Source organism: Mammaliicoccus sp. P-M58, from assembly GCF_022386165.1.
Classification (GTDB): domain Bacteria; phylum Bacillota; class Bacilli; order Staphylococcales; family Staphylococcaceae; genus Mammaliicoccus; species Mammaliicoccus sciuri.
The window spans coordinates 201,225-219,220 of the sequence record NZ_JAJNJI010000006.1 but is presented as its reverse complement, the minus strand read 5'-3'; the positions used below and the strand labels follow the sequence as shown (position 1 = coordinate 219,220).

Below are 17,996 nucleotides of genomic sequence, written 5' to 3'. Positions count from 1 at the left end.
GACATTTTATGGTAAACTATAAGTGAAATCATAAGGGGAAGTGATCTTTTGCAAACTACATATACAGAAGCAACTTCAATTATTGAGTATATTATTCAACATGGTCAACGACACCATTTTAATGCCCACCATTATATATACCATACTGGAGACTTATGTAATCATATTTATGTAATTGTAGAGGGAAAAGTCATTACACATCGCGTAATGGAAGACGGGAAAGAATTTAATACTAAACTATTAGGCAGACATAGTATTTTCGGGTCGACAACATTATTTTGTGGAAGAAAGACACATAGCCTTTCAGCAAGAGTAAAAGAAGCAGCTGTCGTATTTAGTATTCCTAAAGTACAATTCGAAGAAGCCATTTTAAACGATGAAGTACTTAAATATGAATGGTTACTATGGGTACAGAATGAAAACGAAAAAAATGAATATCAAATTAGAGATGTCTATACACTTGGGAAAACGGGTGCGTTCTATTCGATATTGATTAAATTAGCAAATACCTATGGCATACAAGATGGTAATAGCATTTTGATCAATGTAGATTTAACAAATCATGAATTAGCCAATTTTTGTAATGTAACAAGAGAAAGTGTTAACCGTATGTTGAGTAATTTAAAGAAAGAGAAAATCGTCTCCATCCATCATAAAAAAATCACCATACACGACCTAGATTATTTAAAGAGAGCCATCAATTGCGAAAATTGTCCTTTATCTATATGTAGGATAGAATAAGTATTAAGATTTTAAAACCTTTATTCAATAAGGAGGATATCAATGAAAAACTTAATCTGGATTATTCTAGGTTTATGTAGTCTTATCTATTCTATAGATTTATTTTATAATGCAATTTTTAATAATAAGCCTTTGAATCCTGTTACTACTATCATATTGATATTCGTTATATTTTATATCATTTATGCTTTGATTTCAGAAAAGTATAAGAAAACAAAGTCTACTAATAATTAATTTCATTCAAGTAACTATAAACAACAAAAGCAGTAGAGATGCATGTTTTAAACATGATGCTCTACTGCTTTTTGATTACTTTAGCTTACACCTAATGCAATTTTAGCGTAACGTGACATTTTGTCTTTGCCCCATGGTGGATTCCAGACAATGTTAACTTCTGTTTCTTTAATTTCAGGTAATTCTGCTAATGCAGTTTTAACCTGGTCTATAATTTGTGGCCCCATTGGACAACCCATAGAAGTTAAAGTCATTTCTACTGTGCATAATCCTTCATCGTCTAAGTCAACGTTATATACAAGACCTAAGTTAACTATGTCAATTCCTAGTTCAGGGTCAATTACATTCTCAAGTGCACCGATAATACTATCTTTCATTGCTTCTTCCATATTTTCACCTCATTCTAAAAGTTACTATATATAATATATCAAATTTAAAGCATGGGTTAAAGAAAATGATATGATATTATTGTATGTATCATAAAGAAAAAATGGTAAGGAGTTATCGATATGGAAAAACATTTAATTTGTTTAGATTTAGATGGCACATTGTTAAACGATGAAAAGCACATCTCACCTTTTACTAAAAGAGTATTACAGTATTTAAAAAAATCCGGTCATGAAATTATGATTTCAACTGGTAGACCATATCGAGCAAGTGTGGATTATTACAACGCAATGAATATGAATACACCTATCATTAATTTTAATGGTGCTTATATTCATCATCCAACAGATAATAGGTTCCCAATGAAACATGAGCAATTTGATACTCGTATCGCATACAAAATTTATAAAGATATTAGTCAACTTGATATTAAAAATATTATTGCTGAAGTTAAAGACCAAGTGTATATCAACAACTATGATCAATCACTATTTGAAGGATTCAGCATGGGCAACCCTGAAATAAAATATGGAGAACTTGATCAATTACTACCTGAATCTCCTACGAGTTTATTAATTCAAGCAGAAGAAAGTGAAATTCCACGTATTAAAAGACATTTATATAAGCACTATGCTGAATTTATAGAACATCGTCGTTGGGGTGCTCCATTTCCTGTTATTGAAATTGTTAAAAAGGGTATTAACAAAGGTAAAGGGGTAAAATATGTCGCTGAATATTTAGATATAGATTTTGATAATATTATTGCTTTTGGTGATGAAGATAATGATTTTGAAATGATTCAATTTGCCAATTATGGTATCGCAATGGGAAATGCTATTCCAGAACTTAAAGAAATTGCAACAGAAGTTACAGACACTAATAATAATGATGGTATCGGAAAATACTTAAACAAACATTTTGACTTAAATATGTAAGGGGATTTTTACATGAAAATGATCGTAGATAGTGGTTCAGATTTAACGTTATCTCAAATTGAAGAAAAAGGATTTTACTTCTTACCTTTCGGAATTGTCATTGATGATCAAAATAAAGTTGATCAATATGAAATCTCAAACGAAGAAGTATTAGCAGCAATCAAAAACAATAAACATCCAAAGACGAATCAAGCAACTATGGAACAAATGACAAAAGTATTTACTGAAGTTGCTGAAAAGAAAGAACAAGCCATTTACTTAGCTTTTAGTAGTGCTTTAAGCGGGACATATCAAACGGCTTGTTTAGTTAAAAAACAAGTGAAAGAAACATACCCAGACCTTGATTTAACAATATACGACACATTAAGTGCATCAATGGGATGCGGTAAATTAATTCTCGATGTACAAGATAAAATTGAACAGTCATATACTTTTGAAGAGCTTGATACTTATATTAAAGAACGCATTGATAAAATTAGACACCTATTTACAGTTAAAGATTTAAACTATTTAGCAAGTGGTGGCAGACTTTCTAAAGGACAAGCATTTTTAGGTAACTTATTAAATATCAAGCCACTTCTTCATGTTGAAGAAGGCAAACTTGTTCCGATTGAGAAATATCGTGGTTCTAAAAAATTATGGCATGCCATTATAGATAAAATGCAAAACGAAAATAGTGATTACTCTGATGATATTATTTATATGACACATGCTGATGATATTGAAGAAGCTGAAAAAATTAAAGCACTGATACAATCATCACTTTCACCTCAAGATGTTGTCATTTCAAATATTGGCCCAGTTATATGTTCACATACTGGTAGTGGCACAGTCGCTATATTCTATTATAAGGAGTGATGGTAAGTGGCTAAAATTATCGTAATCGGTGCAGTTGCTGGAGGCGCAACAGTTGCTTCGCAAATTCGACGACTTGACTCGGATAGTGACATAACAGTTTATGAAAAAGATAGAGATATGAGCTTTGCAAACTGTGGCCTTCCCTATTATTTAGGAGAAGTCGTAGAAGATAGAGATATGATGTTATCAGCAACACCTGAACAATTTAAAGATAAAAAGCATATCACAGTCAAAACGTATCACGAAGCGATTGAATTAAATGATTCTAAAAAAACAATCACAATTAAAAATCATGAAACTGGTGAAATTTTTGAAGATGCATATGATAAACTCATTTTAAGTCCGGGTTGTCGTGCAAGACATTTAGGTTTTCAATCTGACCGTGTATTTACATTAAGAAATTTAGTTGATACTGACAAAATAGAAGACTTTATTCAAAAAGAAAATGTCCAATCTGCATTAATTGTCGGTGCTGGTTATGTGAGTTTAGAAATTTTGGAGAATTTATATAATAGAAATATCCAGACAACTTTGATTCATCGTAGCGACCACATTAATAAGAGTATGGATAAAGATTTAAATAAAGTCATATTTGATGAGTTAGAAAAAAGACATATTCCATATAGATTAAATGAAGAAATTGCAGATATTTCAGGACGAGAAGTAACTTTTAAATCTGGGAAAACAGAATCATATGATTTAGTCATAACTGGAGTCGGAATTGAACCGAATAGTGATTGGTTAAAATCATCTTCACTTAAATTAAATGAAAAAGGCTATATCCCAGTAAATGAATATTTCGAAACGAATTTAGAAGATGTATATGCATTAGGTGATGTAATCGAAACGTTCTATAGACATACAAAGAAACCAACTAGTGTTACTTTAGCTTGGGGTGCCCATAGAGCAGCAGCATTAATCGCCGAAAACATTACATCAAAATCATCAAGTTCTAAAGCCACTTTCAAAGGTTTACTTGGTACAAATATTGTAAAAATGTTTGATTATGCATTAGGCAGTGTTGGCGTTTTAGAAAGTGAACTCTCAAATTATGATTATGAAATAGTTGAACAAACTCAAAAACAACATGCTGGCTATTATCCAAGTGCCGAACCACTTACATTACGTGTTTATTTTGAAAAAGCAACACGCAAAATATTACGTGCATGTGCAGTCGGTAAAGATGGTGCTGACAAACGGATCGATATCATATCTACAGCAATAATAGGAGACCTAACAGTAGACGAACTACGTGATATTGAGATTGCTTACGCACCACCATTCTCTAGTCCAAAAGATATTGTAAATATGATTGGTTATAAAGCACAATCAAAATAAAAGCATGTGAATATTAGTAGAGCGACCTGAAAATGATGTTTTCAGGTCGCTATTTTATTTTATCTGCCTGCAAATCCCGTTTTCGGATCGGTAAAATTTTTTATCGGTCCATATTTCCTGTTTCTGGACCGGTACATTTTTTTATCGGTCCATACTTTCCGTTTCTGGACCGGTAATTTATTTTATCGGTCCATATTCCTCGTTTCTGGACCGGTAATTATTTTTATCGGTACAAAAACACATCCCCTACTACCTCTAACAATGAAAAAAGCTGGGACACGGATGTCCCAGCTTTACATATTATTGATTATTCTTTTGTCTTTTACTTCTTCTTGATACTAAGAAGATAAATAATCCAAATAATAGAATTACAAGTACTGCTGCTACTAAATAACTATTATTCAGTCCTCTTTCATTAATTATTGCATATAGTTCACTTTCTTCTCTATCCGTAATTAAGTCATATCGATTATCTTTACCTTTAATATTATCTCCTAATATAAGACCCGATAACATTTTATTTTTTTCAATAAGCTTATCATCTAATGTAACTTTTTTAGACTTACTGCTATCGTTAATATTCAAAATATAATCAATTGTATTTGTGTCATAATAAAACCAGTTTGTGCCTTTGTCATGCGGCAATACTTTCACTTTACCTTCATACAATTCTTGATATTGTTTAAAGGTATCAGCAATTTTTTCCAAATATTTTATTACTTCTTTATCCGTTCTAAAGTTCTGTAGCTGATTGATTGTTTCGATTTTCGAACCGTTTACAGCTATTTCTGTACCATAGTTCATCATAACTGGACCTTTATATCCCCACATATATGTCATTAATTGTTTAATACGTGTTCCAGGAAATTTGTTCTCATCTGCAGCATGTTTTGTGAAACGTTCTGTAAACCAAGTATCTGCAATGAGTACTTCACCTTTCTGATTATAAGTAGGAATTTCCGTATTTTCAGTTTTAAATGCATTTTGAATCTCAGTACGTGTGCCATTTGTCGATAAATGTTTAAAGTTCTTTGCGTTTATGCCCTCTTTATTTATGATGCCGTATGTATCCAATCCTTCTGGTAGGAACGCTTCAGCATCTATACCGTCTTGAACGATATTCATCGAAATACCATCGACATGATATTTATCAACAAATGCTTTAACTTTCGCTTTGTAAATGCCTTGATTCTCATTATTCTTTAAATCTATGAATTGATTATTCTTGAAATATGATTTTTGAATTTGATTTAAATTACCATTTGTAGATTGCTTAAATTCATCTGTATATGTAACTGGCATATCGACGATAATTTTCATATCTTTATGATGCACTTTATCTACTAATGATTTGAATGCTTTTTCTCCACCAAGTACTTTGTCGATATCATCATAGTTTTTCACTTTATACCCTAAAAAATCTTTCTGATCATGTGAAAAGACTGGTGAAATATGTATCGTATTAAATCCCATATCATGAATATAGTCTAGCTTTGATTCAATCCCTTGGAAATCCCCTCCAAGTGGTAAATCATTCGATTGATGATTATTTTTAACCATTTTATTGTTGTCGTTATTTCCATTCATAAAACGATCAACCACTAAACTATAAATTCTAGGGTATTTAACATCCTCGTATTCTTTCTCTTTCGCAAAAACATAGCTACTAAAAAGTGGTGCGATTAATATAATCGATATGATTATCTTTGTCCATTTATTCATTTATTCAACCCTCTTTATTACCCAATTAACTCTATTATACTAAAACGTTTACTTAACTGATAGAACTACATGAAATTGTCATAAATAAATTCAATAAAAAAATCCATTCATGTCTTGTATATACAAAATCATGAATGGATCGTAAAGTGGTTATTAACCAAAGTGTAATACGCCCATTGGTAAATAACTACCTAATAAAATCGTTAATACCATTACAACAATTGTTGCAATGAATAATCCTTGGCTGTTTTTATTCTTTTTCTTCTTAGCAATTGTCACTTCAATTAAACCAAGAACTGCAAGTCCAAGAATAAATTTAATACCATAAAGCATACCGTTAATTCCCATAGCTTGCATGAAAATAACAAAACCAGAAATTAAAGTAAATACCATGAATAATCTTAAGACCATATGCACTGGTTTATTTGTAACTTTCATGTAGACAACGAAGAATAAGATAATCGTAACTAACCAGCTAAAAATATGGAAATGTATCATATTTAGTTCCCCCCAAATAGTCATATTTCTTTTCCAATAGCATTATAACATAGGAACAATTAGAATAAGCTCATTTTTTAAAAAGCAAATATTAAAGTTAGCGCATAATTCACAATTTATTCAAATGTTCATCCTACTAAAAAGAATACCCCCTATTCCAAGTTTCTAACACTTGGTTTAGAAGGTACTCTTATATATTACTTTAATTATTTTTCACTAATGAATGTTGTTAATGTTCCGATACCATCAATTGTAACTTTAATTTCATCACCAGGTTGTAAAAATTGTGGTGGGTTCATACCAGCACCAACTCCAGCTGGTGTACCAGTAGCAATGATATCACCTGGATGCAATGCTACATATTTAGAAATTTCAGCAATTAATTCGTCGATTTTTAAGATCATTTCATTTGTATTACCATCTTGACGAATTTCATTGTTCACTTTAGTTACAATGTTAACATCTTCAGGTAATGGTAACTCATCTTTAGTTACGATATATGGACCCATTGGACATCCACCTGTTAATGATTTAGAAAGGAATGCTTGATCATGTTCCTTTTGAGCATTTCTATCTGTAATGTCATTGATGATTGTATAACCATATACATAATCTAAAGCTAATCCACGTGGGATTTTTTCTCCATGTTTACCGATTACAACGCCTAATTCACCTTCATAATCTAACTTGTCTGTTACATCTTTATGATTCGGAATTTCTGCGTTATCACCAGTTAAAGATGATGCTGCTTTAGTGAATACATATAATCTATTAACTTTATTATTTAATTCTTCAGCGTGTTTTTTGTAATTACGTCCAAAAGCAATTACATTATTTGTAGGTGTTACAGGTGGTAAAAACTCGATATCCTCAAAGCTATATTTATAATCGTCTTTCTCAGCAGATTCTTCTACTTTAACGACTGCTTTACGAACTGCTTCTTGGAAATCAACATTTATATTTAATTGTAAACCTTCTAATAATGTCTTAGGATTAAAACCTTCTTCTCCAAAGTCTGCAAATACTTTGCGTAAATCCCAAACCGCTTCTTCGCGTTTTACTTTCACACCGTATGAAGTGATATCTTTATGTTTAAAAGTTAAAAATTTCATTCACTCTGTCAACTCCTTCTTATTCTTAATTTCGATTATACCGAATTTTTAGATAAATCGCATGCTTTTCAATCGATTATTTTAAATATGTTACTTTTCTCCATAATTTTTCCAATGGTCCTTGTTTAAATCTCAATAAATACAGATAACTTACGATAAGTTGCACGCAATAAATAACAATACCTATGATATAAATGGTTAAGACAGGTAACTTACCGTAGTAATTTAAACCAACACCATAGAATATGATAATACAAATTATACTTTGCATAATATAAGTCGTTAAACTGAGTTTTCCGATAGATTGTAATGGCGTTAAAATTTTTCGAACTGTTTGATCTTCACATAAGATGACAAAGAACATAATATAGCTCAATGCAACAATTGGACCACCAATCATCTGACTCATTAATTGTGATGTTACAGAACCTTCTAACACGATTTGAATCATTTTAATTGCTAAACCTAAAATTAATACAACAACCCCTATCACCATATATAGATTTTTATGTTGTTTAATTTTGTTAAACCAATTAATTTGATGTGCATAAATACCAAATAGCATAATCGGTAAAATAGAAAATGGTCCTACTAGAATGGCGTTCGCAATATTCATACCAAAATATTTCAAATTAAAGCCAATAATCGATACATAATCAGCACTTGATAATATATTATTAACTCTTTCTAATTCTTGTAATCCTACGAAGCTTTCTATTTGCGTGACATCTTTTAATAAAATCATTGGCAGTAAATATAACAGTACAAATATGCCGATTCCTATTGATAGTGCAATTAATGTATATTGTGGTTTTAAGCGCACAAATATGATTGCTATTAAACCTAACAATGCATATGTTGATAAAATATCACCATAAAAAATGAATACGCCATGAATGATACCTAGCAGTAATAAAAATAATAATCTTCTTGTAATCATTGGATAGTAGTTTAATCCCTTATCCAAACTATTTTGATACATGATGGACAAACCATAACCAAATAGAAATGCAAATATTGGATAAAATGAAGCAATTATAAATAATGAACTGATTTTAAACCATGCACCATCTTGATGTTGAAAAAATTCGAACGGATTGATGATTTGATATGGATATGCAAAGGTTAAAATATTCATAAGTAATATACCTAGTAAACTAAACCCTCTTAATGCATCAATACTAAATATTCTTTGTTTTGCCATTAATGATTCTCCTTGATGTGTTTCGTTCCATATTGAAAGAAGTATAAATAACCTTCAACTGGTTTCTTCAATATTGTTTCTAAAGTATTTTGATAATAACGCATTTGAACGTCATATTTTTGTTTCATCGTTTCTGCTACTTCTTCTTTTGTTTTACCTCTACGAACGATAAATGCATCTGTTTTATAATCTATAAATGATACTTTATCTCCTTCAATAAAAATACAATCTATCATCCCTTGGATAATCGGTTTATTATCTTTTTCAGAAACATCGAAAGATAAACCTTGATCGATATCATCTTGACCAACTACAAAAGGTACCTCTCTCATAACTTTATCCGCATTGACTAATCTTTTGTATAAATCAGACTTTGTAAACACTTCTATTAATGATAAATCTAAATCTTGCATAGCGTCATCAGGTAGTATTTCTTTATCCATCAACTCGTGCACAAGATTTTGTAAATCTTCTACAGTTAAACCTTCTTGTTTTAAAGGAAGATGTTGCATAACTGCATGCATCAAAGTACCAATTTCGGCACTTTGTCTTTTTTGTTTAGTCATAAACTTAGGTCTGTCATATGATTTAGTACCAAGCTGATATTGTCTTACAATTTGATAATCCGTTCCTGCTTCTTCAGTTTCGCGTTGACGTTTAATTTCAGAAACAGATTGTTTTGCGGCAATATTTAACAATTGTTCATCAGGATATTTGTACACCATCTGATTATAAATTTCATCCTTTTTCTCAGAAGGTTTATATTTCATAAGTGTATCTAATGTTGGCTTTTCGTATGAGATATCTTGTTCTTCATCTTGTTCTTCGTCACGTATGATATTGATATTAAAAGATTCACTTCGTTCAGATTTAAATGGCATTGAGTGTGATAGACCATTATCTTTCGATTTAGCAAGAACTGAGGAGATAAGATCAAATGGCGATTTCGCCTTCACTCTATATTCAGATTCAATCATTTCATCTTGATCTGCACTCACAAGCCCTATTTTTTCAAGTGCTTTATCACTTTTAACACGGCCAATAAGATATAATCCTTCTTTGGCTCTTGTTAATGCGACATAAATCAATCTCATTTCTTCAGAAATCATTTCTGTTTCATTGATATTTTTAAATATAATAGATGCTAGTGTTGGGAATGAGACTTCTTTTTCAATATTGAAATATGATAAAGCTAATCCATATCGATTATTTAAGATAACATGCTCTCTTAACTCAGTACGGTTAAATTCACGTGTAATACCTGAATAAATAACAAATGGAAATTCTAGCCCTTTACTACTATGAATCGTCATCATACGTACAACATCATCATTCGGACCTATCACACTTTCTTGTCCGAAATCTTGGCCACGATCGATTAATTCATCGATAAATCTAATAAATTGGAAGATACCTCTTAAACTAGATGCTTCAAATTGTATGGCTTTATTTAATAAGCCGTATAAGTTCTGTCTTCTTTGAACGCCACCTGTAAGGCCACTAAAGTAAGAAATTAAATAATAGTCATTATATAATTTATCCAACAGTTGCCATACCGGAACAGATTTACTATATGCTTGATAGTTTTTCAATTGCGTTAAAAATTGATTAATCTTTTCTACTAGTGCTGCATCCGCTTCTGCATTTGAAATATATTTATAAATAGAATCAATATAGTAAATTTCTTGTGGCGCTTTATTTCTAATTTCAGCAAGCTCATCTTCTTTAAACTGAAAAGCTATCGACCGCATAACACCGACTAAATATTTATCTTGCAACGGATTATCTATCACACGCAAAAATGAAAGCATCAATCTAATTTCATTTTGTTCGAAATAGCCTTTTTTCGATTCTACATAAAACGGAATATTCACTTCTTTAAATTGTTGTTGCAAGTGCATCGCATTACTATAACTTCTCTCAAGAATTACAATATCTTTGAATGTTGCTGGTCGATAACTTTGCGTTTTTCGATCATATACGCGTTTGTTATCTAAAATATATTGCACTTTATCTACAATAGCCTTTGCTTCAATAAGATTATTATCTTCTACTTTAAAAGAATCTTGGACGATAATATCCATTTCTAGTGGCGTATGTTGTGAATCATAATCTGCACCGTAATACAATTTAGCTTCATCGTTATATTCAATTTCACCTACAACTTCATCCATCATATGAGAAAAAATATAATTCGTATTATCGAGCACTTCTTTTCTAGATCTAAAGTTCTTAGATAAATCAATTACTTCACCTGATGCTATATCCTGATCATTAAATCGTTTATATTTTTCTATAAATAATTCTGGCTCAGCTTGTCTAAATTTATAGATGGATTGCTTCACATCACCAACCATAAATAAGTTACCATTATGCTCTTCTCCACGTTTAATACAACTAATAATAGCCTCTTGTACTCTATTAGTATCTTGATATTCATCTACTAAAATTTCATCGAAGTAATCTCGATATTGCAAGGCAATTTCTGAAGGATTGCCATCATCATCTGTCAAAATTTCTAAAGCTAAATGTTCATAATCAGAGAAATCAATAATTCTTTTTTGTTGTTTAAGTGATTGGAAATATTGAATGACATCTTTAGTGATATCCGCAATCACTTTCACTCTTGGTCCCATATCTTTCATATCTTGAATTAAATCTTCTCTACTTCTGCTGAGATAACCTTCAGTCAGTTCTTTTAAGTGGTCAAGATAGGCTTTATGATAGTCTTTACCTAGTTCCAGTAATTGCTCTGATCCTTCATTTTCAGACTTAATCTTCGCACTATTTGTCGGTAATTTCTTTGCTGCCATATCTAAATGTATTTGATCAAGTAGCTTACTACCTTCAAATACGCGCTCTAACCAAATACGTTCACCTTCAAGATAAGTCACATGTTTATCAACTTCATTCAAGTGTTGATAGCAATCTATTGACTGATACAAAGCATTTTTAGCACTATCTAATTTACGATAAATAAGTTGGTCAAACATTTTAAAATAAGCGTGATTTTCATCAATTTGATCATATGGTTGAGCCAATTCATTTAACCACGCGAAAGGATCTGCATGTGCAATACTAAATCGATACAGACGGTTCAATAATACTCTTAAAGGCTCGTCAGAACGGTCATTTGATAGATGCTCAACGATTTCTAAAAATGTCTGTTCATTCTTTTCATAATAACTTTCTAACACATCATCTATTGCCTGTTCTAATAAGACAATACTCTCAACTTCATTTGCAGTTCTAAAGTTTGGGTCAATATCAATCGTGTCATAATGTGATTTAATTAATGTTAAACAAAAGCTATGAAGTGTAGAAATTTGAGCTTGATGAATTTTAATTCTTTGTGACTTCAAATGTTCATCTTCAGGATATTTAATACTTTCTTTTTGAATCGCAGCATTGACTCTTGCTTTCATTTCTCTTGCACTTGCGTTAGTGAAGGTTACAACAAGCAGCCTATTAACGTCTTGTTTGTTACGCATAATTTTTTGAATAATACGCTCAACTAACACAGCTGTCTTACCGCTTCCCGCTGCTGCTGCAACAAGGATATCTTTCCCTTCGCTATATATCGCTTTCCATTGATCATCCGTCCACTGTGCATCTATCGGTTTTTCTGGCAATGTCATTCTTCCGCCTCCTCTCTCAACATATCGATGATTTCATCTTTCGTTAATGAATGTTCGATTTCTCTATATTGCTCTGTATCAGTTATAGGATCGATGTGACAAACTGATTTAAATTCACAAAATTGGCATGGTAACCTCTTTTGATATCGCATAGGCGAAACTTCTGTATGCCCATCCATAATTTGTGTAGCTGTTTCAACAAAGTTTTCTCTATTTTTATTCATTAATTTGAAAAATAGTTCTTCATCTAAAGCTTTACTATAACTATTTAATTCACCATTTTTCTTTTTCGTAACAGGGATCATGTCAGATTTTAATTGGTCTATCAATTTATCATCAAGCGCATCGACTACTTCAGGATTTCTATTCACATATCCATCCATTTTGAATTTTTCAATAGTTTGTTGATAAATATCATCTACTTCTGGAATTTCTCCCCAACTTGTCGCTTTAATTTCAGGTTCATGTACATGGAAATATAATAATGCACCAGGTGATACGTTATCTTGTAGATTTAACAAAGCTTTATTTTGGAGTACGACATCTAAATACGTAAACATTTGCATTTGCATACCATACATTACTTTAGTTAAATCTAAACTTGTCTCCGATGACTTATAGTCAATAATGGACACATAATCTTTATCTTTACCTTTATATACATCCAATCTATCAATTTGACCTCTAATATTAATTGGAATTTTTCGTTTCGTTGATAAAGGCGTCGTTTTTAATTGATGTTTAGATGTTGCACCAAAGTTTAATTCAAATTGATAGGCTTTGAATTTTGAATGACTTGTTTGATACTTCATTGCTTCTAATGTAGATTTCAAAATATTTTGGATGCGTAATTTTAAATATCTATAATGAGCAGTACGATGTAGTACATCAAATTGAATTTTAGGCAAGCTTTCATCGATAGCTTCGTTTATTAATTTGGACATGGATTGTGCTGATAACTTACTAAAGTCACCATTTACTTCATCTGAAATATATTTCAATGTTTGATGGAATATATTACCGATATCGACACTTTGAATTTGATATTTCGTACGTTCGTTTAATTTTAAACCATGTGAAACATAATGTTTAAACGGACATTGATTATACGTTTCAAACCTTGATACACTGGCATTTATTTTCTGACCGTAAAGCGATTCTGATACATCTGTATTTAATTGGACTGTATCATTTTTATACGTTAAAGCTGATGTTAAAAATTGAACAGTATGGTCTAAATGATGAATATCTAATGAAGCATGATACGCATCTAGCCATATATCATTAACAATCTCATCATTCATCCAATCATTTAAATGTTCAAATATATGCATTTGACTTTGATGTTCATGTTCTAATAATTGAATAGGATTGTGCTCTATATTTGATTTTAGAGATTGAACTTCAAGATTTGTAAATAATGATTGAATCGTATTGATAAATGGACTCTTTTCTCTAATTTCTCCACCATCGGACATTAAACTATATGTGAATACAACTTCTTTCTTAGCTCGTGTCATCGCAATATAACATACAAACGCTTCATCCATCTGTAAAATATCACTCGTCGGGCTTAATTCTAAACCGCTTGAAGTTGCTAATTCTTTTTTCTCATCGTCTGTTAATAACAACATTTGATTAGATACTTTCGGTAAGACACCGTCATTCATACCAAGCAAGAATACAATTTCTTTATTATCCACTTTGGCTAAATCCATATTACCGACTGTTACTTCATCTAATGTTTGCGGAATCATTGAGAATTCTAATTCATCTAGTCCTCTATCCAATATTTCAATGTATTCATTTAAAGAAAGTGTTACATCACCTAACACTTCTACGATGTCATCAAATATGCGTATTGTACCTTCCCATACTTGGTCAATTTCCTCTGCTTCTTCAAACTGATACTTTATTTCTAATTCATCACGCATCGTCATTAAGTGCGTAGGTAAATCAAACTGTTCGATAACGCCATATAATCGACTCGTAAAGTCTTCCACTGTTTGACTATCAGCTAAAGCTTCGTTCAACTTTTCAATTCGATTCACAACATAATCTTTCAAGTCGATAACACTCTGAATTGTTTTTCTATCTTCTTCTATAAATGTATCTTCTTCTTTTCTTAATGATTTTTTGCCGAGTTTTTCAAAAGATTCAACTGTGAAAAATTCTGGATTTGTCCATCTCTTACCAGATATCCCTCTTTCAAATGCATAGTTTTCTAATATATCAATTAAGTATGACGCATTTGGGATATGGCTAGTTAAGATACCTGTCTTCAACATGCGCATGACAGGTTCAAATCTCCATCCAGTTTGAATAACTTCTAACATTGATCTTAAACATTCAATGAACGGATGATATGCCATTTTCTTTTTCGCGTCATGATTATAAGCAATATTAAAATGCGGTAATACCGTTTCAATCAGCTGCTCATAACCTGGATCACGATAAAGTATCGCTATGTCTTTGTAAGATAAGTGTTCTTCTCTCGAACGTCTTAATATCTCTCGCGCGACGTATTGTACTTCGTCTCTCATATTGGATGTTTCAATAATTTTTAAACCTTCACTATCAATAGTATTCGGCAGTAATGCATCAAATTGACTTTCCAAATGCTTTAATACTTTTTGATTATTGAATCGTTCCGTTGTCTTAAAGTGCGTATAATTAATCTTAATTTGTAATGCATCAGCAATATCTTCAACGTGATTGAGAGATTCAGATGTTTTTCTAAATAAGCTAAATGGATCTTTGTCTCCATCTGTCGTTAAACCGATTGTAACTGACTTACTATATTTAACTAAGGCTTCAATAACGCGATATTCTAGTGTTGAAAAGTTATGAAAACCATCTATATAAATATCTGCTTGTTTGATGTAGTCTGAATTTGGTATTTTCTCAATTAATTTATACAAGACATCTTCAGCTTGTACATAACGCCCATTTAATTGATCCTCTAAAGCTTTATATATTGTTTCGATATCACTAAGTTTATCTTTCATTCTTTTAGGAATGGCTTCGTTATTTTCAATATAATGTGATAAATCATCAGGACTTACATTATATTTTTTAAAGTCTTTAATTTCGTTCATCATTTTATGACTAAATCCATAATGTTGAATGGTAGACTGATATAAAATTAATTGTTTTTTATGTGTATGTAATAAGTGATATGTAAGCATTTCTAATGCTTCGTCTGAAATTTGTTGTTCAACAAGACCGCCTTCATCACTTAAAACTCTCCAACTTAATCTTTCAAATCCGAATACTGAAGTACGTATACTTCCTTTTAAATTAGGATTTTTAACAAATGCTTGTTCATATTGGAAGGTATTTTGAGTTGGTGTCAAAAATATAATTGGGTCTCCTAATGGATCTTCAATCATAGCTTTAGTCATTTGGTTAAGCATTTGATTCGTTTTCCCGGTCCCACTTCGTCCAATCCATACATTTAATTGCATTTATTTCTACCTCCCTTACGTTCTCTTATTCATTTATTTTAACATAAAAAGAACACCTCACTTAATTTCAAAGCAAGGTGTTTAAGATCTTTTATATTAGTTTGTAGATGGATCAAAATTATAATGGAATTGGTTAATTGGCCAGAATCTTAATGCAACTTCACCAACAATGACATCTTTATCAATCAAACCAAATGAACGACCATCTTTACTTACTTCACGATTATCTCCTAAGACTAAATATTCATCATTAGGAATTTTATTGGCACCATTTGAATTCACTAAATCTTTCACTTCAAAATTCTCTGTCAATAAATCACGTGACTTATTCGCTTTGTTTGCTTTTAAGTATTCTTCAGGTACTTTTTTATCATTTACATATAATTGATCATTTTCATATTTCACTGTATCACCAGGTTTACCGATAACACGTTTCACATAATCATCATTCTTGTTTGCGTGGAATACAATAACATCTCCGTTATCAATATCTCCCACTTTATATCCAATTTTGTTGACGATTACTTTTTCACTATTTTTTAAAGTTGGGTACATAGAATCTCCAGAAACTGTATATGTTACAAATAAGAATTTCTGTATCAGTAATACACATACAACTGCTACTGCAATCGCCACAACCCATTCAAATATTTCTTTTTTCAAAAATGCCACCTCATTATTATTATTTATCAAAATTCACATCTATTTGATTAAATGGATAATATCTTAAATTCACAGTACCAACGATATCATCTTCATGTACAAAACCAATTTCTCTTGAGTCTCTGCTATTGCTACGATTGTCACCTAATACTAGATATTCACCGTTAGGAATAACATCACTTTTAGAGCCTTGAATGGTTCTTGTACTAAAATCATCAGTCTTTATATTATCATTTAAATAACGCTCATTTACATGAGTACCATTAATATACAGTTTGTTGTTTTTCATTTCAACTGTGTCGCCTGGTAACCCGATAACTCTTTTAATATAATCAGCATTTTTATTCGCATGAAATACGATAACATCACCGTTATTAATTTGTCCAAAATTCTTAACAAGCTTATTAACAATTACTCTATCATTATCATGAAAAGTTGGTTTCATTGAGTCTCCGTCTACAACATAACCGATGAATAAAAATGTTCTTACAATAAATAATAATACTAACGCAATTATAATTGCAATTATCCATTCGAATATTTTTTTCATTTTTGACTCCTATTTTTTAAGCGTTTATCAAAATATTTTTCTAAGCCTTTTCCAACTAGCCAGAGCACAAATATAATCACGACTACTATTATACTCTTTTTAGGACTTGCAAAAAAGGAATTTATATCGGCACCAATGAAACTTAATGTAAATATCATAATGGCTTTTGATAAAATTAACGCGATTAAATAGACTTGTTTACTAATGTTTGAAAAGGCACTAACCATATTAACTAAAGCACCTGGCGTAAATGGAAAGCACAACAAAATGAACAGTGGTCCGAATCCATGTTCATCAATCCACTGAATAAATCTTACAACTCTAGGCTGTTCAATAACCCTTTTCATAAAAGGCTTTTTAGAAATTACTCTAAAGATTATAAAGACAATATAACTTCCCGATACAGTACCAGCCCATGTAATGATAAAACCTAACAATAATCCATAAGCATTTACATTAGCAATTACAAATAGAATGATTGGCAAAAACGGTAAGAATGCCTCAATAAATGGTAATAAAAATGCTATAAATATCCCGAACGATCTAAACGTTTCAATTAATTCAGTAATGTTCTCTTCACTGAACCAATTCATTAAATCTTGTATTGACATGTAACGCAACTTCCTTCTTAAATTTAGATTAATTATAC

General features: G+C 31.1%; 14 protein-coding genes. 4 read left to right on the top strand and 10 right to left on the bottom strand.

What is annotated here, in order from left to right; all coding sequences use genetic code 11:
- Window positions 1-48 precede the first annotated feature (48 nt).
- A complete protein-coding gene (locus tag LQ694_RS08905; RefSeq protein WP_058611855.1) occupies window positions 49-741 on the top strand; it encodes a Crp/Fnr family transcriptional regulator in 693 nt (230 codons plus the stop codon).
- A gap of 314 nt (window positions 742-1,055) precedes the next feature.
- Here the strand turns inward: LQ694_RS08905 and LQ694_RS08900 are convergent, their stop codons facing one another.
- Window positions 1,056-1,364 carry a metal-sulfur cluster assembly factor gene (locus LQ694_RS08900; protein ID WP_037588867.1) on the bottom strand — a complete coding sequence of 103 codons (309 nt, stop codon included), beginning with the start codon at window positions 1,362-1,364 and terminating at the stop codon, window positions 1,056-1,058.
- Window positions 1,365-1,484: 120 nt separating this feature from the next.
- On the opposite strand from LQ694_RS08900, the gene LQ694_RS08895 reads away from it, so the two are divergent.
- Genes LQ694_RS08895 through LQ694_RS08885 form a run of 3 tightly spaced genes read left to right on the top strand, consistent with a single transcriptional unit; the run spans window position 1,485 to window position 4,493 of the window.
- Window positions 1,485-2,297, top strand: coding sequence for a Cof-type HAD-IIB family hydrolase (locus LQ694_RS08895; protein ID WP_239771994.1), 813 nt, complete (start codon window positions 1,485-1,487; stop codon window positions 2,295-2,297).
- Between the two features lie 12 nt (window positions 2,298-2,309).
- Complete coding sequence (locus tag LQ694_RS08890) at window positions 2,310-3,155, top strand: DegV family protein (RefSeq protein WP_218696763.1); 846 nt, start codon at window positions 2,310-2,312, stop codon at window positions 3,153-3,155.
- A gap of 6 nt (window positions 3,156-3,161) precedes the next feature.
- On the top strand, window positions 3,162-4,493 hold the full coding sequence (locus tag LQ694_RS08885; protein ID WP_096791216.1) for a CoA-disulfide reductase: 1,332 nt from the start codon (window positions 3,162-3,164) through the stop codon (window positions 4,491-4,493).
- A gap of 300 nt (window positions 4,494-4,793) precedes the next feature.
- Here the strand turns inward: LQ694_RS08885 and LQ694_RS08880 are convergent, their stop codons facing one another.
- The 9 genes from LQ694_RS08880 to LQ694_RS08840 all read right to left on the bottom strand — a co-directional run bounded on the left by LQ694_RS08880 (window position 4,794) and on the right by LQ694_RS08840 (window position 17,958).
- The gene (locus LQ694_RS08880) at window positions 4,794-6,215 is read right to left on the bottom strand and encodes an alpha-amylase family protein (RefSeq protein WP_239771992.1); all 1,422 of its coding nucleotides are present in this window, start codon (window positions 6,213-6,215) and stop codon (window positions 4,794-4,796) included.
- A 153-nt stretch (window positions 6,216-6,368) separates the two neighbouring features.
- On the bottom strand, window positions 6,369-6,713 hold the full coding sequence (locus LQ694_RS08875; protein WP_037588863.1) for a YisL family protein: 345 nt from the start codon (window positions 6,711-6,713) through the stop codon (window positions 6,369-6,371).
- A gap of 206 nt (window positions 6,714-6,919) precedes the next feature.
- A complete protein-coding gene (locus LQ694_RS08870) occupies window positions 6,920-7,825 on the bottom strand; it encodes a fumarylacetoacetate hydrolase family protein (protein ID WP_037588862.1) in 906 nt (301 codons plus the stop codon).
- Between the two features lie 76 nt (window positions 7,826-7,901).
- Complete coding sequence (locus tag LQ694_RS08865) at window positions 7,902-9,029, bottom strand: DUF418 domain-containing protein (protein ID WP_218696764.1); 1,128 nt, start codon at window positions 9,027-9,029, stop codon at window positions 7,902-7,904.
- Complete coding sequence (gene addA / locus LQ694_RS08860; protein WP_218696765.1) at window positions 9,029-12,667, bottom strand: helicase-exonuclease AddAB subunit AddA; 3,639 nt, start codon at window positions 12,665-12,667, stop codon at window positions 9,029-9,031. Before addA ends, LQ694_RS08865 begins: the two co-directional genes overlap by 1 nt.
- Window positions 12,664-16,134, bottom strand: coding sequence for a helicase-exonuclease AddAB subunit AddB (gene addB, locus LQ694_RS08855; RefSeq protein ID WP_218696767.1), 3,471 nt, complete (start codon window positions 16,132-16,134; stop codon window positions 12,664-12,666). The genes addA and addB overlap by 4 nt, the downstream gene beginning before the upstream one ends.
- 96 nt (window positions 16,135-16,230) lie before the next feature.
- On the bottom strand, window positions 16,231-16,797 hold the full coding sequence (gene lepB / locus LQ694_RS08850; RefSeq protein WP_096791210.1) for a signal peptidase I: 567 nt from the start codon (window positions 16,795-16,797) through the stop codon (window positions 16,231-16,233).
- Window positions 16,798-16,816: 19 nt separating this feature from the next.
- Window positions 16,817-17,347 carry a signal peptidase I gene (lepB, locus tag LQ694_RS08845; RefSeq protein ID WP_048540121.1) on the bottom strand — a complete coding sequence of 177 codons (531 nt, stop codon included), beginning with the start codon at window positions 17,345-17,347 and terminating at the stop codon, window positions 16,817-16,819.
- Window positions 17,344-17,958, bottom strand: a complete 615-nt coding sequence (locus tag LQ694_RS08840; RefSeq protein ID WP_049319835.1) for a TVP38/TMEM64 family protein — start codon at window positions 17,956-17,958, stop codon at window positions 17,344-17,346. Before LQ694_RS08840 ends, lepB (LQ694_RS08845) begins: the two co-directional genes overlap by 4 nt.
- Window positions 17,959-17,996 lie beyond the last annotated feature (38 nt).